This window comes from Niallia sp. RD1 (genome assembly GCF_024219955.1).
Taxonomy (GTDB): domain Bacteria; phylum Bacillota; class Bacilli; order Bacillales; family Cytobacillaceae; genus Niallia; species Niallia alba.
Window position 1 is genome coordinate 213,949 of the sequence record NZ_CP100420.1, and the last position, 22,846, is coordinate 236,794.

The following is a 22,846-nucleotide window of genomic DNA, read 5'->3' on the forward strand; positions in this document are numbered from 1 at the left end:
TTCCTTTATTTTTGGATTTGGATAGGTTACTACCACCAAACCATTATAAAGGATTTTTTTATGGAGAAATGAATTGACAGAAAAAACAATCTATTGTTTATTAAAAAGTTATTTTAATGCGACGCTAGTGGGTATTTATCGGTATGTATAACATTTATGAAGAAACAGGTGAAATTATGAAAAAGCCTCTTTATCAAATAGTTTATGAAAAACTTGAAAAGCAAATTATAAAAAAGGAATGGAAACTAAATGAAAAACTTCCATCTGAATCAGAATTAGCGTCTCAATTTAACGTTAGTAGTATAACGATCAAACGTGCATTAAATGAATTAAAAAATCAAGGATACCTTTCTAGAAAGCCGAAAGAGGGGACTATTGTTATTTCCAATAAAGGAAAAATAACAAACACACAAAAATTAGAATTACATAAATTCACAATCGGTTTAATTGTGACGAACTTAGATGATACATTTGGAACAAACATACTTAATGGCATACTTGATCATTGCCCTCCTGGAGTAAATATTATCTTAAAAAAAACAATGGGTAATGAAAAAAAAGAAGATGAAATAATCCGAGAATTCATTCAATCTGACATTGATGGCATTATTTTATTGCCATCATCATCCCAATTTCTTGCTCCAACTATTTTAGACTTAGCAGCAAAAAAATTCCCTATAATTGTGATTGATCGAACACTAAATAACTTACCTATTTCGTGCATTACTTCTAATAATATCGAAGCAGCAGAGAAATTAACTTCTTATCTTATGGAACTTGGGCATAAAAATATTGGTATTCTAACATCTACGAATCTTGTCTCTAGTGTAAAGGAGAGGATTCAAGGATATATTCAGGCACATGCGGCTAATCAAGTCAAAATGGATCAGGCTTTACAACAAAGTTTCATCCAATCTGTTATTCCAAATTATTACGAATCAATAAAATCTGATCAAAAGAAAATAATGAATTTTATTCAAAGTCAGCCTCAAATGACGGCAATTGTAGCAGCAGAATATAATATTGCACAGCTAATAAAACAGGCTTGTCAGCAGATAGATAAGAACATCCCTAATGAACTTTCTATTTGTTGCTTTGACTATCCAGCAAATCTATTTAGTAAAGAAGATGTTGCATTTACTCATATTGAACAGCAACAATATGAGATGGGGGAAGCAGCCGTTAAACAAGTTTTACAACAAATTCAATCTCCTGAAAAAATAATAAAAAAAGTTCTAAATGGACGCTTAAAATTGGGGATTTCCACCACCTTTATTTCAAAAAAAAGGAATTAACTCTTGCGGCAAAGTTACAAAGTTATTTACATTGAGTGGAGTTAAACTAAAAGAACACAAATTTTCAGGATGATCTAGAACGGTTATCTTTCAATGCATGAAGCCTTTGGAGAAGCTTGCGTTTATCGACAGCCTGCCAAAGCTATTTACATTGCTTACATCACTTAGTCTTACACTAATAAAAAGGGATAAAGCTTTTTATTTTATAGATTGCTCCTACTTTTCCACGGATTGGGAGGTGAGCTTCTTTGAATTCTCACCTGTCCCACTACTCCCTTAATAAGTCATCCTACCCCCAACCTGTATTAACAATAGAGCGCAATACGAAGTTCAGAAAACATACAATTTTAATTTAGGAATATTTTCCATTTATAGATAATTCACCATTGTTAATATTCGCAGCAACTAACAATTGGTGTGCCTCTAAAAAAAAACGGATACATATTCTTAAACACCGGAATAAAACCGGCAAGTGCATCGCCATGACCATTAATATATTTTATTAGAGAGGATAAAGCGATTAGTAGAAAATTAATGCAGTACAGCAAAGAATATTTCCAAAATGATTCAATAAACAGACACTTGGTCATGGAGACAGATTCTTCATCGCATTAACGAATAATGTAGTAAAGAATCTCTCCCCATGCTCCAACTTATTTACTGTAATACCAAATCCATTTTCCTTGCTGCTTTGGTTAATTCCTCTTCTATATTCGTTTGTCCAGAAAATATTTGCTTTAAGCATTCCGTATAGATGCTTTCTATTTTCCTCCACTCTGCAATTTGTGGTCGTAAAAAGGATTGATCGATGCTCTGTACATACGCTTTATAATAAGGATATTCCTCCACCATCTCATCCTTCAATACGGTTTTGTTTGTTGGAAGTAATCCTTCCATTAAAAACCTTTTTTGAGGTTCCTCTGTGGTCATCCACTTCACAAATTCCCACGCCTCCTCTACATGCTCTGTCCCTTTCGTTATACTAAGTACCTCTCCACCTAAAACAGATCTTCTATCTTTGCTTCCAGGAAAAGGTGCAGCTACCGTATGACTGATAATATAATCTATCTGTTCCTTTGCATTCACATTATAGAACCAAGGACCTTCGTCAATCATGATGTACTTCTCTGATAAAAGCCCATCCCACAAATCGTAGTTTCTACTAATTGTATTTTCGTTAAGCTTTTTTTGTTGATAAAGCGCTAACATTTTTTCAACTGCTTGTATACTTTCTTCACTATTAAAATAACCTGTTGCCTTTGTATTCCTATCATTTAATAAATTCCCACCAAGTCCATAAAAATATGGTAAACTCTGCCATGCATTCATTCCAGCCATGCCTAAAAGCACTGGATTTTTTTCAATAATTTTCATTAATTCGTCCATTGTCTCTGGCAGTTTTTCAATATGATATTTCTTTAATAGCTCCTTATTATAAATAGCAATTTTCGTATTTGTATTCACTGGTAACCCATAGTATTGTCCCTGGTATAAGCTAGTTTGTAACGGGACTGGATATAAGTTGTCTTTAACACGTTCAAAGTCCCCGAATTGATTAACTGGATAGAGCAAATGCAAATCGGCAAACTTAGATACCCAAGTGATATCCATTCTAATAATATCTGGCGGCTTATTAGCAGAAGCCTTGGAAATAAGAGCAGACATCAATTGGGAATTATAGGACTGACTTACAGGCTTTATTTCAATAGATGGATATTTCTGTTCGAATATCGGAATAATTTCATTTTCAAAAATCTTTGTTTCATTTTCATTATAGGTATGCCAAACAACAAGTTGAACTTTTCCGCTATCTCCTTGTTTCACCTCGTCATTTTTATTAATAATAGATGTATTATCACAACCTACTAGAGAAGCACATATTCCAAAAAACAATAAAACTGATCGAATTTTGAACATTGTCAGCACCCTCTTTATCCTCCATTCTGCTTGTAAATCCGATATTCTCCTGGCGACATTCCTGTTACTTTTTTAAATAACTTACTAAAATATTTTACATCATTAAACCCAGATTCTTCTGCCACTTCATAGATTTTTTTTGTGGAATTTTTTAACAACCCCTTCGCCTTTTTAATACGCAATTCAATTACATAGTCAATAAAATTTTGATGAACTAATCGTTTAAATAAAATGCTAAAATAATTTCTGCTTATATGAATATGGGAAGCAACAATTTGCAACGTTAATTCCTTTGTGAAATTCGCATGAATATATTCAAGAGCCTTTTCCACCAATTCATTTTCCGTATATGTTTTTTTCCATGTACTATGACTAATTTCTTCATATAAATCAAAAAAAGACGATAGTATTTGAATGACGGAATGAACGGATTCTGCGGTCTTTACCCGTTCCATATGTTCCATCCATTGTGTAACCTCTATTTTATTCATAAATAAAATGCTAACAATCTCACAAGCCTCTTTTCGAACAGTATCTGGTGTATATTTCTGTTGTCTCCAGTGTATAAATATTTCTTCCAGAATACTTCTTGCTTTTGTTTCTTCGTATGGAAATAAAAGTGCCTTTAATTTTTCATAATTTACACTCTCTGTTTTTATCTTTCCATCTATTTCGTCATCATAACAAAATTGTAGTTGATTAGGCTCAAAAAAATGTTTGCTACAAGCTATATAACTTCTTTGATAACCAATTGGGAGATCATACAAATGCTCAATCGTCCTATATCCATAATAAAAAGAAATAGTTGTAATTTTAGTAATCAATTTTTGTAAATAATGAATGACCTCTATAGGATCTTTTTCTATTGGGCATAGATAAAACATTTCCACATCACTTATTGGAAAGAGAATCCCTTTCCCATGTTCTTCATAATACAAAGCTTGTATTTCTTCTAATAGTAAACTTTTATATAAGATGCCTTTCTCTTCCTCTACCTTTTGAATATCTTTCATTTTGATATAAATAGTTATAAAGGAGCTATCATCTGGGAAAAATTGTGTTAATTTTTTCACTTCTGTTTCCCCAAGCAATACTTTTCTAACTTCCTGTGCCATTTTCTTTTTCTCTAGCAACAAGTTTGTTTGATTGGCAATTCTTAATGCCTCCTCTTCTTCTTTTTCTTTTTTTAGCTTTTTTGTACATTTTTTTATTATTTGTAAGAAAGCATCTGGTTCTAGACTTGCCTTTAGTACATAATCAATCGCTCCATACTGTAGCCCTTCTCTTATATATTCAAAATCATTATAGCTGCTAACTAAAATTACTTTTAATTTTGGAAATAATGCTAATGCTTGTTTCATTAAATGAATCCCATCCATTACTGGCATCTTTATATCTGTAATAAGTATATCTACTTGATGGTGCTTTTGAATGGCATCTAATGCTTGTTTTCCATTAGAAAAATCCCCTATTAAATGTAATCCTTCCTCTTCCCATTTTATAGAAGATTTTAGCCCAAAACGAATAATCGGTTCATCATCTACGATTACGACTTGATGCATCTACTTACTCCTCCCTTCTAGGTAGTAGCAATAACAATTTCACTGTTGTTCCTTCTTGACCACTTTGTACATCAATCTTTGAAGTAAGATGAAAATAAAGTCTGACAGAATCATATATATGTTGAAATCCTATTCCCAGTATTTTATTATTAGATTCGGAGAGATTCTCCATATCATTTAATAGTTTCGTATCAAAACCCTTTCCATTATCAGAGATGATAATTTCCACCCCATTATCTATTGCTCTCCCAGTTATTCTTACAAGTCCTTCTTTCTCCGTTGGGACAATGCCATGAAAGATTGCATTTTCAACAATAGGCTGTAGCAGCATACTTGGAATCATAAATTCTTCTGTAGCCTTATCTATATCTAAAACAAGACGAAATTCTTGCTCGTAACGGATTTGTAAAATAATCATAAATTTTTTTACGATTTCCAATTCCTCTTTCACAGAAATAAAGGTCCCTTTTTTCCCCATGCTTACTTCTAATAATGTTAATAATGAGGATAACGCCATATCTGCTTTTTCATTTTGGTTAAATTTAATTAACCATCGAATCGTACCTAGTGTATTAAATAGGAAATGAGGATGAATTCTATGTTTAATCGCACGTAATTCTGCTTCTTTTTTTTGATTTTGTTCTTTCTTAATTTGTTGTAATAAATGCTCTATTTCCTGTATCATTTTATTAAATTGCTTACTTAGTATTCCTATTTCATCATTGGAAGTTACCTTTGTTCTTACGTTGAAATTTCCATTCCCAGCACTTTTCATTTGAATAGTCAACTGACTAATCGGCTGGACAAATTTTCTCGCCAATATACTTCCTATAATAATGGCTACAATACCAATTAATAAGCTACTCCATAAAGCAATCTCACGAATCTTTTGTAATTCACCTGTTAACTCATGTACAGGTACAACCCCAATAAGAAACCAGCCATTATTTATTTTTTCTTTTATTCCATAATATTTAACTCCATGATCCACAAATTCAAATTCTCTATTGCCATTTTGAATTTGCTTCAATAATGCTTGCTTCGTTACACCTTGATTCAAATGATTTAATGTTGGGTCTACTGTAATATTTTCTGCTTTCTCATCCACTACAAAAAAAACACCTGAATTTCCTAGTTTTAACTTATTTAGTATATCCAATATACCCCTTCCATCAATAAGTACTTGAATATATCCTATGTTTTGTAATGTATCAAAATTTTTCATCACCCTACTAACTGGTAAAAACAACTCATTCGATTGGCCTGCACCACTTAAATAATCATAGGTTAATCCACTCCAAACCGATTCTCCGTCTTTTTCGGTAGCCTCTTTCACCCACTCCTGTTCTAACAAGTTTATTCGTTCTCTTTTATAGGGAGAATAGGAGCCACTCCCCCAATTTGTACCATCTTCTTTCAATACATAGATTGCACGTACGAAGGAACTAGAATATATACTAGCATTTAATACTGATGTTATATATTCATTGTTTTTCGTCTTTTCAAAAGAAGAAATGGTTGGATCAGTATCTTGTATAACCATTTCTTGTAGTGAAATATTGCTATATATTTGATCCAACTGATCTGTTCCACTGGTAAAAATATGTGAAAGCGCAGCAGCAGCTTGTTGTGTAATAAGTTGTGATGATTCTCTTACTCTATCTTTAATCATATTTTTGGAAAATAGGTAAATTAAAGAACTAATAAAAATAGCAGGGATTAAACCAACGATTAAAATGGTGAAAACTACTTTTACGGTGAAATGATCTTTTAACCAGTTGTATATTAGCATACAATCCCTCTCTCGTCCTTTCTTCACTATAATCCTATCATAAAAACGCATACATTTTATTGTTTTCTTTTATTTTCGTAAACGTTTTCGTTAGAGTTGGGTTTCCTATAAGAAAAACGTAAGCGCCTTGCTCATCGCCGTACAAACTGGAGGGGCATCGACAAACATGAAGAGCGTAGTCAATTCAATATTGGCTTACGCAAAAGAGTGGATCCTGAAGTTTGATAGGCGGTTGATCTAGACATCCTTCAGATCTCAGAAAACTTCCATATCCTTAAACAAAGGGTCAAAACACACAAAGTAATTATCCCATTCAATTGTAGTAACTGAAGTAGTTAAATTCACTACAAATGGAGATCACTTTTGAGGTTAGACCCTTTTGAACTACCTTTTATGTCATACATTACTATCTTTGCTTATGAAATGGCGTTTATTTATACTCTACAACAACCATATCCCAATATTTTAATGATAGAAGGGTAATTGTCGCTTTTCCATCCTTTTGCTTAAATTTAATTTCTTGTGCAGAGCCATGATTGATATCAGGAGATGCCACCCATATTTTATCAATTTCTTCTTTCACATCTATGGTTAATGGAATATCCTTGATTTCTTGCGGCTCTGCCTGTATTCCTTGATTATCTTTCCATTCTAGTGTTGTTGCATCTGTAAAGTTAATCAAATGATATATTTCTTTCTTATCTTTTGCTTTTGTGAAATTCCAAATAGACCCTACTGCAGGATAGTTCTTTATTTCTTTCTCTTCACTTTTCACCATTTTTGTAATTTCCTTCACATCATCACGAAGAAGATTTTGATAGGCTACTAGAAAATCATAATAATGAACTAACTGCTCCTTCAGCTCTGTGGATATTGTTAAATTTTTGTGCGGAAAATATTCCTTTGATAACATATTCTCCCCTAATTCTAAATGAGATCCACCAGCAGCAAATATAACGGCATTCGTCATTAAAATCCCTGGCGTATTGAACATTCCTTGAAAATCAGAAAGCTCATAATTCATATAAGCTGCAAGGACAGAATTTAACTCCCCTTTACTATAATAATCATTTTGATCAATTACTTTTTTTACAGATTCATACGTTGGCGCACTCCATATTTCAGAGTACATAAAATTAATAGGTGCTTCTGCAATCTCTTTTTGGGCATATTGATCAACTGCATTCATTACGATATCTTTTTGTAGCTCTTGCTTTGCTTTTTCAAGAAGAGGCGTATAGGTTTTACTAAGATCTATTTCTTCTCCTTTTCCATTCCAAAGTCTTCCTCTATCCCCTAATTGATCGACATGCCAACCATCAAAGTCTAAATGTTGAAATACATCCTTTTGGGTGTTTATAATATACTCCTGCCATTCTGGATTAGAAGGATCCATTAAATAAATATCACTAGCCCACGAGTCTGGAAGATCATGAGAATCCTGAACCTTGCCTTCTGCATCTTTAAAGATTCCCCATTCTCTTTCTACCCCATTTTCTTCATATCCCTCAAATGCACCAAAAAGGAGATTATAATTCATCGCCTTCATATTTTTGTCATGTGCTAATTTAATATAATTTTCAATTGTTTGCTTAGAAACTACACGATTAGCAATATCATTCCATTCCTCTGCAAGTACTCCATTTTCTATCTTAGCAGGCTGATCATGTCGATAAAGCCAATCATAGAACTGGAGCCCATTAATATGATATCTATTTAAATTATCAATCACCTTTTGCTGTCCTTCTTCACTCATGGAAGGAAAATCCGCAAGATATCCATATCTAGGAAATTTACTCCAATCAGTGGATACATCTACAGCAATATTCTGATGGTCTAACGTCTTCTTTCCATCCTTCAAGAACACTTCAACCATATATCCTTTATAGTCATCCTTACCTGGATCCCATTCCCAGGAATACGTGCTTGCATTCGTTAATTGTATCTTCTGCTCCTCCACATCTTCTGCAAGATGCTTATATTTAATAATTAAATCGCCTTTTTCCACTTCCTTTTGAAAGGTAAGCTGAAAGGTTATCTTCTCACCTGGAGTATACACTGCCTTATCTGTATGTACCCCTGTTATCCATTGACCAGGATTCTCCACATTAGGAAGTGATGAATCAGAAGCGTTTGATTTACAAGAGATAAGTGTAGGCACTGCTAATAGTAAAGTAATAAGAACCGTCCACTTCGTCTTTTTACTTGCCATATCTATCGACTCCAATCTTTCGAAATTATTTTTTTCATACACAAATACCAATACAGCTAACGATCTTTGATGATGTCGAATCCCATTTTTTATCTCTCTCCAAAATAATAATGAGGAGATATTTTAATCAGGTGGAGACTCTCCACCTGATTTCTTTCATTCACTCTTACTTTTCCAATAAAGCAAGCTTATTCTCCAGTAATACCCGATTTATCAATACTTTCTACAAACCATCTTTGCACAACAAGGTACATAAGTGCTAAAGGAAGGATAGAAATTAATGTACCAGCAAACGCCTTAGCCTCTGTAAAGTTCATATTTGGATTTTTGTCGAAATCCCCACCACCACTCGATTGAGCTACTTGACCAAAGCTTTCCTGAATATCTCCTAATAAAATCGGTACCGTTTGCATCTTTCCATCTAAATAGAAAGATGTTAAAAATGTCTCATTCCAATATAGTGCAAAGGCATACACTCCAACAATGATAAATGCTGGACCCACCATTGGAAGGGCAATCGTCAAAAATGTTCGAATCGGGCCTGCTCCATCTAAGTATGCTGCCTCTTCTAAAGCACTCGGCATCATTCTAAAAAACTGAAAAAATATCAGAATGAACAGTGCTGCTTGTTCCCCTTGCCCTGTTAAAGCAGGGACTGCTAATGCCCCAATATTCCCTTTTAGACCTAATTCCGTAAATATTTGAAATCTTGGAATGAAAAAGAGTGTTTTTGGTACGATATACGTAAATATCATTAAAATAAACACTAAATTCTTTCCTCTAAAATCGAATCTTGCTAATCCATAACCAATAATCGCAGATGAGATAATCACACATAGTGTCGATGTTCCTGCTAACAAAATAGTTGTTAAATAAGAACCTGGTAGTTTTAACGCTTTCCATGTCATCTCATAGTTAAAGGTATAAAAGCTACTTGGAATCCATTCAATACTATTATCCACTAAATCTAAATTGGACATTAAACTTACAGAAAACATATAAATTATTGGATAAAGAAACACAAACCCAAAAATAATCAATACTAAGTAAGTTGCTACTTTATATAGAATCCCATCACTCATATTCATCCCGAATAGTTTTTTCTTTACTGGTGGAATTATCTTTTTCATTTTTTCCTGCCACTGATTATACGTTTCTAGTATGCTACTCCCCACTTTACTCACCTCGCCTCTTTCTTTTTACTCCGTGTGCCAAAATATAGAATCCCGATTAGAGCTATTTGAACAAAGGTATAAAGAATGGAAAGTGCGGATGCATATCCATCTCTTCTTGAACCATCATATTTCGATTCTAATATAATTCCATTAATAGGATTTGTATCAAAATTAGCTAGGAAAACTACTAAGAAAACCACACATAAACTAACTAAAGGGTAGATGGTCGGCAAGGTAATCTTCCAAAAGGCTACCCATTTAGATGCCCCATCAATAGACGCAGCTTCATACATATCTTTGCTAATTTTCTGCAAGGAAGCTAGAAAGATAAGGACTGGAACTGCACTGTACCATAATAATTGGACAATTAACTCAAAGGTCGAGACGATGAGCTTTACTAAACTTGCCGATGGAATGACGATAGAGATAGCATCTAAAATCAATGGATTTGACGAAAAGGACATACCTCCATACGTGCTCATATTCTCCATCATTTCCCCACTCAATATAATAATTGGTAAGAAGAAGAGCAGGCGGAAAAAAGATTTTCCTTTAATGTTTTGATTCAGTAGCATGGCAATAATAACTGATAGTGCAATAATAATCGGAACATATATTAATGTACTAATAAAGAAGTTTTGGGCAGCAACTACAAAATCAATTTCTTCAAATAAAATCCTTTTATAATTCTCCAACCCTACCCATTTGTAGCTCCATCCAGTTTTATTTCCAAACATCACATTAAAAAAGCTCATATAAATCGTTCTATATAATGGATATGCAACAAATGCCAAAAATCCTATTATCCATGGACTAATAAATATCACACCTGTAAATGCTTTTTTTTGTTTCATACTTAGTTTCATAGAATCACGAACCCTTTAGCTTTAATTTCCACTCCGTCAAGCTGATAATCGATTGTATTATAATTGATGATAATCTCTACACTATTGCTGTACGTAGCTTTGACAATTCCTTTATCAATGATCATATGATTAATCATTTCACTGCCAATCGTTTCTTTTAAAGCTTTGTTAATTAAATCATACGATTCGTTCATACGTTCACCAATATGCTCCATTTGCGAAACATAAATATTGCTTGAAGCGGTTTCCTTTAAGTAATAGGTAGATTCTCCAGTCAGTACATAGGACGGATAAATACCAAATTCGATTAATTTTAACGCTTCATCTCGATCATTAGATGAAAAATTTAAATATGGTGAATACATCTCTTTATACCCGCTCAATACTAACGAAACAAATGGAATCGTCGAGTCAGTTACCATTAATTCAGAGGAATAAATTGGTGCATCATAATATTTATCGATATATTTGTAAAGGTAGGCATCTGGAGCATACACACTTGTTTGCACATTATTTTCTTGCAAATAAGTAAGAAGCTGCTTCGAGTACTCCAATCCCTCTGTACTACTTCCAATCTTTCCTTTGTCATAATGAGTAAATATATTTCCACCCATCCCATCTAAAGCAACAGATTGAATATCATATTTATTGAATTGTTTTAAGTCGTTTTCAGCAAAACTCTGATAATATTTAGGATTGTTCATAAAGTTTAATAGATTTTTACTTGTGTTATAGACTGAAAAATCCTGCCTGTTCATTTTACTAGCTGTAAACTTTGTTTTTTCATAATAAGATTGTGCATAATCCAAATAGTATTGAAATGAAATTTTATTTTCTTTAAAGAATTCTATTGCAGATTGAAAATCTCTTTTTCCTCCAAGCTTCCCTAATACATCAAAGCGATAGCTATTATATTTATCTAAATAGCTTTTATACGTAATCGATAAATTATCCATTCCTTTATCGATTAAGTCTTTCGTAATCTCTTCTGATTGTTTATACGTCGTTGTTGGAATCGTCTCTAAACCTAATGTTCCTAATCTCATTTCGTTTGTAATAAAATCAATTTTCATAGGGATCTTCTCAAACGAGGTAGAAACACTTTTACTTAACCCATCTTTTTTCTCTAAAAATTGTCTATATTTTTTCGCAATTCCAACATAATTGGCTTGAGAGTCATCAACAAATACATATCGTTGGACTAAATCAAAAGAATTTGGGTCTTTTTGAAATCCTAGTACATGCTGCTCTTCATTTACCCGACTTTGGAATTGAGCATAAGTTGTTCGATAATTATAGGAAAAATAAGATTGATAAAACGGAGTCGTGGAATCCTTTGATTCATAGTTATAAGTAGCATAGCTATCTCCACTCTCTGCTATAACTAGAACTCCCGTCTTATCGACTTCATGTACAACTCCATATACTGGTAAGCTTACTTTTTCCAACTGCTTAACAGATAGTTTTTTTTCACTTAACTTTCCAATGTTTTCATACCCCGTGTCTTTACCAAAAACCGGTGCAGAATATGCTCCCTTATATTTAGGCTTTTCATCTAAACGAATAATGGCACCAGATCCATCTGGAACAACTATATAGCCATCTTCTTTCTCACGAACACTTCCAAAAAACGGATAAACAATCATTTCGCTTAAAGAAATATCATTGTTTCCAGCCTTCCATAAATTTGGATTGTATTCATCAATACTTTCTCTTGGTACATGTACTAACAAATCCCCACCTTGAACGGTAACAAATAAATCAAATTTTATTTTTAATGTGGTAAAGTCAATAGTACTCTTAAAACCGTTTTCAAGTATTTCATACGATTTCTCTACATTATTATCTAATGCCGTTTTTCTATTAGGTGTAAATTTATCATACGTAATCAAGGAGATACCTGATTGAATATAGTTTTTAATTTCTTGGCTATCTTCTTTTTCTCCTACATTTTCTTGTAGATCATAAGAATACCAAACGTAGCCATTACTTTTTTGTTTCACTGCAATAGCAATCGTTTCTTCTTCTAAATAAAGCTCTAATTGTTCATTCTCTGCTACCTTTTTAAAGGAAGATGGAATCGTTGTTTCCTCATACTGAAACTTGGAGGATATAAATTCATCATTTACTGTAATTTGTTCAAAATGATCTTTTTCCACTTCTATTCCATAAGCAACATCTTTTGAGTTCACCCAATAGATTAGACCAATAACTACTGCTACAAGCAATAGAGTGCTTACAACATAAATGCCTCTTTTTTTTACCATCGTTTACTTACCTCCGTAACCACATCAAACAAGAAGCTGATTAATTGATTACCTACTGAATATAGAACAAATAAGAACAATCCAATGATCAGCATAGTGAATACACTTTTAACAATCACGCTAAATGTTTCTCCCACATGATAGTTATGAATATCCTTTATCATAAAGAAGAGCATAAAAGCTATCCAAACAAACATAGCCTGTAGTGGAAGCTTAAAGAATACAATTTGTTCTAAAGTCAGTCCATTGCTTACTAGTACTACAATCGGAACTACAAGAATAAGCGGACTTAGGACGTATGCGGTACCATTATATACACTAGAAAAACTTCCTTCTCCATCACTAATGGTAGCTACTAAATAGCTTGATACTAGCCATAGGATGAACAGAAATACAACAATCATTAATTCATAAAGAATATATTCATTTACTGGTACAAAAAGTAAATTAGTATATTTATAGTATAAAAGGTATACTCCTACACAAAGAATAAATAGAAGCGTTGATGATCGTTTAGCCACTCTTTTCTCCCGATGAATTTCATAGAAACCATCCAATGGTCTTTTTAGAAAAGAGAAGATGTATAGAAAATCATCCACCATTTTGAATCTTTTGAGACTGTTCCATTTTTGAGCAAATTTCTCTAAATAGCGGTATTTTTTATTCAAGTACTTATTTGTGAGCCAAACTAATAAGGTTACAAGTAGCAGTTGGAAAATAGTTTGTAAATGCTGTTGAAACCATTCTTGTCTTATTTCCCAAAATGCTTCTGATATGCCTGTTGTATCATTGGCATCATTGTATTCCTCATAAGCCTTTTGGTATTCTCCTTCACGAAGATATGCATCGCCTAAACCAATATGAGCATTATCAAAGATAGAATTATACTTTAATGTATAGGCCCATAAATCTTTACTGTTTGTGTATTCTCCATCCTGGTATGCATTCATTGCTTCATGAACAGAATCTGCAAACTTTGTTGGTGCGTATGTTTGAATAAGATTTTGTCCTTGGTCGATTACAATCAATTCATCCGTAGAAGTTGCTGCAATACTAACTGGACGATTTAACAATCCGAATCTACTAGAACTAAAATCCTTTCCTCCAAATAAGAACAAAAGATCTCCTTCTGAATTGTACTCAAAAATCCACCCATCCGAACTTACTGCATACACATTATTGTTCTTACTAACAAAGATACTTTCCATTCCAAATGTACCAATCATTTTATCTGGGAAATAGTTTGTTCCAGAAACATTAAACTTCTTAATTGGATTCTTTTCAACAGAAGAGGTTACTGTATAAAGGAACCCTTTTGCATCTATGGCAATATTACTTGGAACATCAGGAAAAACCTTTTCTAATTTCTTTTCTTGTTTTTTCGTCAAAAAGAATGAACGAATTTGATCCAATAATGGGACCTTTAAAGGATTTGCCCCGAAAAAGGTGATAAACTCCCCTTCTCTATTTAACATCAGTAATCCGTTAACCGATTCATTATTTCTTACGTACATATTACCTCGAATATCTACAGCAATATGCGTTGGACTAAATTTATAGCCTTCTTTAAATATAGGAGAATCAGGCTCCCCTATTTCTTTCACTAACTCATGTGTGACTTTATCGAACACATAAATTTTGCTCTCAAAGCTGTCCACAACATATATTTCATTTTCTGTAACAAAAGTACTTTTTATAGCAGAGAACTTTTCACTTGTTAGTTCTCTAACAAATTGTAATTCTTTATCTAATATAAATACTTTATTTAGTGTACTATCTGTTATATAGATATAATCTTCTTCATCAACAAAGGCATGTTCTGCCGTTATTAATCGCTCGCCATTAATAACGCCAAGCTGCTGCACAGGATTATAAGCAGTCTGTGTATCAATTAACTTCCCATTATGGTCACTCGTATAGGTGTAATAAGGGGATTGGGCAAATACGGATGTATTGCTGGAAAATAAGATAAACACACTACTAAGCATGATGATTGTAAGTTTCCATATCCTTCTCATATTACTTAATCCCCGTATGAGCCATGGAGTTCATGACTTTATTTTGTAAAAAGATAAATAACAGTAAATTTGGTAAAAACATAATTAACCCTGCTACAGCAGATAATCCAGCGCCAGCAACAATATTTCCAGATTGCGCTACTAATGTGTCTAAATAGAATGGAAGCGTTCTAATGGACTCCTTATCCATAAATAGAGAAGAGCCTTCCGAATTCCCCCAGCTTGCTTGGAATGTTAAGATTGCAACCGTTACAAGTGCTGGTTTTACTAAAGGAAGAAGGACGCTCCAGTAGATTCGTAGATTACTTGCCCCGTCCATTTTTGCCGCTTCTAACAATTCATTCGGTACTTGATCCATAAATTGTTTCAATAAAAAGATTCCTATTGGCATCGCAAGCAATGGAATAATATGTGCCCAATACGTATTAAAGATACCGATATTTACAATAATAAAGAACCTTGGAATAGCTACAGCCACTGGTACAAACATTAAAGCTAGTGTGTTTATTTTATCCAATGCCTTTTTCCCTTTAAACTCCATTTTCGACAAAGCAAATGCTGCCAAAGAGCTAATTAGTAAAGTAAAAAGGATAACTAAAATAGTTGTAAATAAACTATTAAATACATATCTTGACAACGGAATACCAGACTCTGCTGAAAAATTAAACAATAGCTTAAAGTTTTCAAACGTCGGTTGTCTTACAAAAAACCGAGGTGGATACGCAAATAGTTCGGTAAATGGTTTAAAAGCATGGTTTATAATAAAAAGAATAGGGAGTCCCATAAATATGGATAATATAGTTAACGTTAGATGGAACTTCCACTGATCCTTATGAAATTTCTTTGGATTAAACTTTATGGAGCTTGCCAAAGCACTCACCTCACTTAAGAAATTACTTTCAATCTTTTTCTGCAAATAATTTATAGCTTATCTTATTGAACAATACGACGATAATTAAAAGAACAACCGTAATGGCTGAAGCATACCCCATCTCGTATCGTGTAAAACCAAAATCATTTGCATGGTCTACAACTAACCAACCAGCATATTGTGGTGGAGGGGTTCCCCCACTTAATGTCGCTGCTAATCCAGAAGCATTAAAGGTTCCGATAATCGCCATTACTGCTCCAAATAGCATTTGTGGTTTCATGGAAGGAATCGTAATATAGAATACTTCTTGCCATCGATTACGAATACCATCGATATGTGCCGCTTCATATAAGGAGCGGTCAATATTTAGCAATCCTGCAAGCATCGCAAGAAAACCAACTCCCATACTTCCCCACAATCCAATAAAGATCATGATAGGCATCAATAAGCTTGGTTCCTGTAAGAACTGTAGTGGTTCCTTAATTAGTCCCCATTCTAATAACCAATAGTTAATATAACCTACCTGGTCCCCACTAAATAGCACCCTCCATACAACCCCCATCATAATAGGGCCTGTAATGGATGGGGAATAAATGATAACTGTATAGATGGTTCTTATTCGATGAGGAACCTGTGACAATAGCCACGCAAGAAAAAAGGCAAATATATAACCAAGCGGTCCAACAATAATCGAATAAATTAACATATTGGAGATTGCATTCTGTAGGAATACCGTATCTCCTGTAAATAAATCAATGTAGTTTTTGAAACCGATAAACTCAGGCGATTGTACTGTGTTAAAGTACGTAAGGGATAAAACAGCTGCCACAACCACTGGTAGTACGATAAGGAGTGTAAATAAAGTGACATAAGGAAAAATAAAAAAGTAGGAAGAGTCCTTTATTTTTCTAAAAATGCCATGTATCCTTTTACGCTTTTTTCCTGTATCGCTAACATCGTTTGGCAGCTTATTCTTGCTGTACTTTTTCATTCCTTCTCACCCACTCTTCTACATTTTCAATGGTTGGAACCTTATACGGTTTGATTAATTTTCCATTTTCCATATAACCAAACTCTGTTAATTTACGTTCCAATTCCCTATCAATTATTTTCACTGCCTGATCAATAGCGATTCGAGGATTTTCCTTATCAAACACTACTTTATTCCAAGCATTACTAATCTCACGCTCTACCATGTAATCACCTGGAACCTTTCCAGTTGTTTGAATCCAATTCCACTGCTCTAATATTTCGCCTTTGGAATCAGATGGCCAAGCACTTTTCTTAAATCCATCGATATTTGCTGTTAAATATAAAAATTGATTTCCTAATATGGACTGAATATTATAAGAGAAGTTACTTTGCGTATCAGCATTCGCCCACCATTTTAATAATTCCCATGACTCTTCTTTCTTTTTACTATCGCTGAAAATGATCCCTGTACTTCCATAAGTTGGATCCCATCGCTCGATAACACCTTTTGAATCTTCGACACCAGGTATAGGCATAACACCCCATTGTCCAGCCAATTCAGGTGCAGCATACTTTAATTGGATATACGTATTGGCGTCTCCAATTCCAACTGGTGATTTTCCATTTCTAAAGTTTTGGAAAAATTCAGAAGTAGTGATAGGAATATTGTAGACAGTAAATAAACTAGTCATAAAATCAAAAGCTTCATAAGCCCCATCCTTATTGATCACAGATTGATTTCCAAATTCATTAAATAATCTACCGCCGAACTGATAAATAAATGGCGTAGTTGTATCAAATCCTTTGAATGAATTATTGGATCCAAGTGGGGTATAAAAATTCATATTATACCTTTGAAGCATCGGCACTAATCCAACAACATCCTCCCACGTTTGTGGTGGTGTTTCACCTAGAAACGATAAAATATCTTTTCGATAGAATAACAGTTTTACATCTTGCGTTTCCGGAATTGCATATACCCCTTCATCATAAATAAAAGGGACAAACGTATTTGGATTAAATTGTTCTGTTAACTCGTAAAATCCATCATACTTACTTAAATCCTCAATAATTCCACGTAACGCAAGCTCAAACGGTCTCGCATGACTTACCCCTAATGCAATATCTGGCGTACTATTTGCGGAATTTGAAAGAATAATTTTATTTTCATCTGGTAATAAAGATAGATTCACTTTAATTCCTGTATTTGGTGTGAATTCCTCATCTATCATTCGCTGCATAAGTTCTACGTATAATCTCGATTGATTTACCCATACTTCAATGGTTTCATCATCAACTACATCCTCTTGATTATATCTAGGATTAAAAAAGGAATAAGTAAATGCTTTCGTACTCTCTACGATGCTTGTAAATAACCTTGCATTTGCTTTTGGAATCTTTTCTCCTTCTGTATGAACATAGATCTTATCTAAATGCATTGGATTATACACTAGCATTGGTAAGATCATTTTTATTCTAGAATAAGCGGAGGTTTCATCTTCGATAAATTTATTCATATAATGCGGAAGGTCTTCTGGATTCTTAATAAATTCTTTTATCACTTTCTGAGCAATTTCTAGCTCACTTATAATTGGAAGATCATCCATTCCATAACGTTCCTGAAGTGCTTTCTTTTGAGTTTCGATTCTTTCTGATATACCAATTAAATACTCTTTAATTTCTGGAATATATCGTTCAATTCTCCACTCTCTTTTTTTATCTACAATTCCACCTGTTAATTTCTTCACATCTTTAGAAACAGAATCAATTGCTTCTAAGGTAGTCAATAATTCATGATAAATGTCTTTTACATTGGAATGATTAATGGAAAGTGTCAGCGTATGAGCTCCCTTTTCTAAATAAACGGAGAAAGGTGTTCCTTCATTATCTTTTAATAATTCATTTTTCCAGCTACTAGAATAGGAAAACATATATAGTTCTAGTTCTTTAAATGGTACTTTTCCATCGAATTCAATTCTTCTAAAGGTCGGCATTCCATTATTTGTATCTTGAGCGTATTTTAAGGTAATATTGTAATATCCACTTTCTTCAACTTCAAAATTATATTGAACACGGTCTCCAGAATCTCCAAATGAATAACCATCTAACACGTTCAATATTCTATTTTTATAATCATATGGCGTTATTTGTGGATCTCTCACATACTTTGGACGGATGCTTTGTTTGTTCTTTTTCGAAATATTTTCTGCTTCAATCGTAATCAACTTATTAGTATCTGTTTTATCCTGTTTATTTTCCGAATAATATTCAGCATAAGTTGGCGTATCAGATGTAGTATTTGCAATCTCTATATTTCCTACTAAAAGATACCCTTCTGTTACAGATAGCTTAATCGTATTTTTTCCTTTATTTAATTTAAATTTAAGTGGTTCATATGCAAAATGATTAGGGTCTAGTACCCCTTCTTTCTTCCATTCTAAAACCATATTCGATTTAGGACTTAGCTCATCCCCATATCGATCATATTTGCTCCCTTTATCAAGTGTCTCTGTTTGCCAATCTAGTGAAAGATTGAAACTATTCATTTCATTAAATAGTACTTCATCATTAATCTTCATAGATACTTCTGCTAATAGATTTGTTTCTGGTAAAATATAATAATCCAACCAAAACTCATATAAACCTTCTTGATCTATTTCAACATCAAAAGTTAGTTCATCCTTTGGCTCTAAACGAATAACATCTTTTCCATATCCTTCACTTTGGGATGGATCAAATCGTTTTCCACCTTGCATTTCCTCTGGTGTTAATTCATACTTCTTGCTGGGAGTGGCAATTTTCTTCGTTTGCCATTGCTTCTCCACCGTATAATAATTGCTTTCACTCTTAAATCCACTAATATAAGCTTCTATAGCTTCCATGCTTTTTTCTTGTTCTATTTTTGTTAATTCATCATCCGTGCTTTTTTTTAAATTCCCTTTTCCTATTATCATAACGACTGAAATAGCTATGATTAGGAGCGTGCAGATCAATAGTATTATTTTCTTTTTTAATGTCATTTGATCCCAACCTAACAATCAAATTTTCCTTTAAAAGAGAACATCTTTTAAAAACGTTTTCATCCGTAGTCAACTCGATCATTTTTATAAAAGATTGTCGCTACTGTTTTTATCAGACATTCTCTTTTTACTCTATTGTTATTTATTATATTGGCGTAAGTAGTCATCTAAATAAGCATTCATTGTTTCATCCCATTCAGCTGCAATATCGCCAAATCTAACTCCCTCATCTTTAATTTTATTTTTTAAAGTCCAAGTATCTAAATTATTGAATGCGTTTGCAACAGCAGGCATATTTCTTGGGAATGGAATTGGATTACTTAGCTGTTGTTGAAATTCTTCGCTTTTAAATGCTTCAAAATTGAATATTGCTAACGGGCTATCTGCAGCGAATCCTTTAACAAATGGGTGTTGTGCTAAAACATCCTTATCAGTTGTAACTGGCCATCCTTGGATAAAGTCCATTAAACTATCTTCTGCACGTAACGGAGCATCTTCTTCTAAACCAGAATATTCGTCAATTAAACTCCATTTAGACAGAAGTCCTTCTTCCCCAAATGATAACCATTTTACTAATTGAAAAGCTGCTTCTGCTTTCACTAGGTCATCTGATAAAGAACTAGAAATGCTTAATGTATCATAATACCCATGTAAACTTGTGCTTCCACCTTCAGGAGCTTGTGGCATTGGATAAATATCTATATCCATTTCACGATTTTTCACTAGCTCATTAACATCTGAACTCAATGCATACATCCATACATTTCCAATCGCTTCTAAACCGTCTCCCCATGGCCAACCTAAGTTTCCAACTTTACTTACACGTTCTTCTTCTGTTAAATCATAGAAATGCAATCCTTGCTTGCCTTCTTTAGCAACTAACTCAAACCATTCTCCAAATTTCGGACTACCAGAAAAATCCCATCTTTCTGTTTCGCTATTATATCCTTTCCACCCATTTGGAATGCTATCGAAATAGTGTGGTCCAAGCTCTGAAAAGTCAATAATACCTGGAAAAATTGGTTTAGATGGTGTTAATTGAGCCACTTCACTACGAAGATTTTCATACTCCTCATAAGTCCAATCATAAGAAGGAATCGAAATATTATTCTCTTTTAATAGCTTTAAATTGATTGCTGGAAATTGAGAAACAGACATCCAAGGAACACCGTATATTTCCTCTCCGTCATAACTCATCATAAAGCTTCTGGCATTATCGGAAATAGAATCTGCCTCTTCATCACTTTCAATATAAGGAGTTAAATCTAATGTTAACTCTCTATCATAGGCTTCTGCAGCTAACGGGGAATAGAATACATCTGGAAGTGTACCTTCAGATGCTCTAGCTGTTAATACTTCCATTTTTTCGAAATCATCCATCTCTCCTGTAAATTGACGATCTCTTGTTACCGTTATGTTAGGATATTTTTCCATGAACTTTTTGATATTAAGAACCATTGGATTTGTTTCATCATTTTCCCCATAAAAATTATTTGCATAAACTAAGGCTCTACGCCAAAATCTGTTCTTGCTTAAAAAAGAGTACAAAAAAACATCTGTATCCGTTAATGTTGAAAGTACGACCAAACAACAGAACGAGGTATACAGATGCATTCCCATTCTATCAAGGTTTTACTCGATTTACCAGAGTTAAATGTATGTGCTATTCAAAAAGTAAAAGATCAAGTGCTCATTGAAGTGACACCGATTGATGCCACACAGCCTTGTCCAGTATGTGCATCAACGCAAACGATTCGTCGTGGCACGGCTTATCAACGAAAAGTACGTCACCTCCCTGCGTTTGGGAAACGGGTGTATTTACTGCTGCCCGCTATCCGTTTAACATGCAAAGATTGTCATGCCCATTTTGTGTGGCATTACGACTGTGTTGCGCCAAAAAAGCGCTATACAAAGGCATTTGAAGCCACGTTACCGAAACAAGCGATAGGAGCGACGATTGCCCATGCGGCGCGCCTCTCTGAAACACCACCAACAACGGTTCACCGTGTTGTACGTCAATGGATGGCAGTGGAGTCGGTTCGCGTTCAAAGACGATGCGCACAACAGGCTAAAGTGAGTACGGGTCTTGTACTGGGTATCGATGACTTTGCGATTCGTAAAGGACATCGATATAACACCGGCTTACACGATTTACGTGGTGGCACGTTTTTAGATGTCATCCCAGGTCGTACGATTGCAGAATTACAGGATTATTATCAAGCGCAGCCGATTTGGCAGACGCTTAATCCCGTCGCTGTCGTCATGGATTTAGCGCAAGGCTATCATACATTCGTAAAAGAAATGTATCCAAATGCCATTCGAATTGCCGATCGTTTTCACGTCAATCGTTACGTAACGGATACCTTACAAACTATGCGAAAACAGGTTCAAAAGAGCCTTTCTCCCTGTGCGAAAGCCGATTTAAAACAACACTTCCATATTCTTGGTAAACGTCATGACCAGATCACAAGAGACGAAATGGTGATTTTAAAACGACTGCTTGGTTATGCGAAATTACTTCGCCAAGTGTATGAATGGAAAGAAGCCTTCATTGCTTGGTATGACTGCAGTCCATCGTATAGCCTTGCCAAAAAAGGTTACGAAAGATGGCTGGCGCAAGGAAAAGCAATTGACCATCCGATTGTAGAAATCTGTTTAAAAACGATGCACAATTGGCAAGAAGAAATCTGTAATTATCATCAATTGCGTTTTACGAATGCATCGGTTGAAGGAAAAAATAATAAAATCAAGGCTCTGCAGCGTCGTCACTATTTCACTCGCAATCCGGAGTGCTATAAGCAACACATTTTATTGGAGTGCAATGAAGAATGGATTCAATACGGCTACGGCTCTTAGTCAAGAACATGTTTTGATAAAGA

Annotated in this window: 14 protein-coding genes; 2 read left to right on the top strand and 12 right to left on the bottom strand. The window is 34.0% G+C overall.

The window, feature by feature from the left end:
- The first annotated feature begins 143 nt into the window (after window positions 1-143).
- Window positions 144-1,295 (top strand): GntR family transcriptional regulator, encoded by a 1,152-nt coding sequence (locus tag NKG37_RS01170; protein ID WP_101729258.1) that lies wholly within the window; start codon window positions 144-146, stop codon window positions 1,293-1,295.
- Between the two features lie 657 nt (window positions 1,296-1,952).
- On the opposite strand, the gene NKG37_RS01175 is transcribed toward NKG37_RS01170, so the two are convergent.
- From NKG37_RS01175 to NKG37_RS01230, 12 genes are all read right to left on the bottom strand, one after another.
- Window positions 1,953-3,212, bottom strand: a complete 1,260-nt coding sequence (locus NKG37_RS01175; RefSeq protein WP_254415655.1) for an extracellular solute-binding protein — start codon at window positions 3,210-3,212, stop codon at window positions 1,953-1,955.
- Between the two features lie 14 nt (window positions 3,213-3,226).
- Complete coding sequence (locus NKG37_RS01180) at window positions 3,227-4,774, bottom strand: response regulator (RefSeq protein ID WP_016203843.1); 1,548 nt, start codon at window positions 4,772-4,774, stop codon at window positions 3,227-3,229.
- A 4-nt stretch (window positions 4,775-4,778) separates the two neighbouring features.
- Window positions 4,779-6,566, bottom strand: coding sequence for a cache domain-containing sensor histidine kinase (locus NKG37_RS01185; protein ID WP_169189058.1), 1,788 nt, complete (start codon window positions 6,564-6,566; stop codon window positions 4,779-4,781).
- A gap of 430 nt (window positions 6,567-6,996) precedes the next feature.
- The gene (locus tag NKG37_RS01190) at window positions 6,997-8,778 is read right to left on the bottom strand and encodes a glycoside hydrolase family 66 protein (protein WP_016203845.1); all 1,782 of its coding nucleotides are present in this window, start codon (window positions 8,776-8,778) and stop codon (window positions 6,997-6,999) included.
- 188 nt (window positions 8,779-8,966) lie between these two features.
- Window positions 8,967-9,953 (bottom strand): carbohydrate ABC transporter permease, encoded by a 987-nt coding sequence (locus NKG37_RS01195; protein WP_016203846.1) that lies wholly within the window; start codon window positions 9,951-9,953, stop codon window positions 8,967-8,969.
- Between the two features lie 5 nt (window positions 9,954-9,958).
- A complete protein-coding gene (locus tag NKG37_RS01200; RefSeq protein ID WP_254415656.1) occupies window positions 9,959-10,807 on the bottom strand; it encodes a carbohydrate ABC transporter permease in 849 nt (282 codons plus the stop codon).
- Between the two features lie 8 nt (window positions 10,808-10,815).
- Window positions 10,816-13,086: a DUF5696 domain-containing protein gene (locus NKG37_RS01205; RefSeq protein ID WP_016203848.1), complete on the bottom strand. Its 2,271-nt coding sequence runs from the start codon at window positions 13,084-13,086 to the stop codon at window positions 10,816-10,818.
- Window positions 13,080-15,104, bottom strand: a complete 2,025-nt coding sequence (locus NKG37_RS01210) for a YIP1 family protein (protein ID WP_169189060.1) — start codon at window positions 15,102-15,104, stop codon at window positions 13,080-13,082. Before NKG37_RS01210 ends, NKG37_RS01205 begins: the two co-directional genes overlap by 7 nt.
- Window position 15,105: 1 nt before the next feature.
- Window positions 15,106-16,020, bottom strand: a complete 915-nt coding sequence (locus NKG37_RS01215; RefSeq protein WP_254415657.1) for a carbohydrate ABC transporter permease — start codon at window positions 16,018-16,020, stop codon at window positions 15,106-15,108.
- The gene (locus NKG37_RS01220; protein ID WP_016203852.1) at window positions 16,004-16,966 is read right to left on the bottom strand and encodes a carbohydrate ABC transporter permease; all 963 of its coding nucleotides are present in this window, start codon (window positions 16,964-16,966) and stop codon (window positions 16,004-16,006) included. The genes NKG37_RS01215 and NKG37_RS01220 overlap by 17 nt, the downstream gene beginning before the upstream one ends.
- Window positions 16,944-19,901 (bottom strand): extracellular solute-binding protein, encoded by a 2,958-nt coding sequence (locus NKG37_RS01225; RefSeq protein ID WP_254415658.1) that lies wholly within the window; start codon window positions 19,899-19,901, stop codon window positions 16,944-16,946. Before NKG37_RS01225 ends, NKG37_RS01220 begins: the two co-directional genes overlap by 23 nt.
- 204 nt (window positions 19,902-20,105) lie before the next feature.
- Window positions 20,106-21,425, bottom strand: a complete 1,320-nt coding sequence (locus NKG37_RS01230; protein WP_254415659.1) for an ABC transporter substrate-binding protein — start codon at window positions 21,423-21,425, stop codon at window positions 20,106-20,108.
- Between the two features lie 150 nt (window positions 21,426-21,575).
- Here NKG37_RS01230 and NKG37_RS01235 point away from each other — a divergent pair, with 150 nt between their 5' ends.
- On the top strand, window positions 21,576-22,823 hold the full coding sequence (locus NKG37_RS01235; protein ID WP_254415550.1) for an ISL3 family transposase: 1,248 nt from the start codon (window positions 21,576-21,578) through the stop codon (window positions 22,821-22,823).
- Window positions 22,824-22,846: the final 23 nt, after the last annotated feature.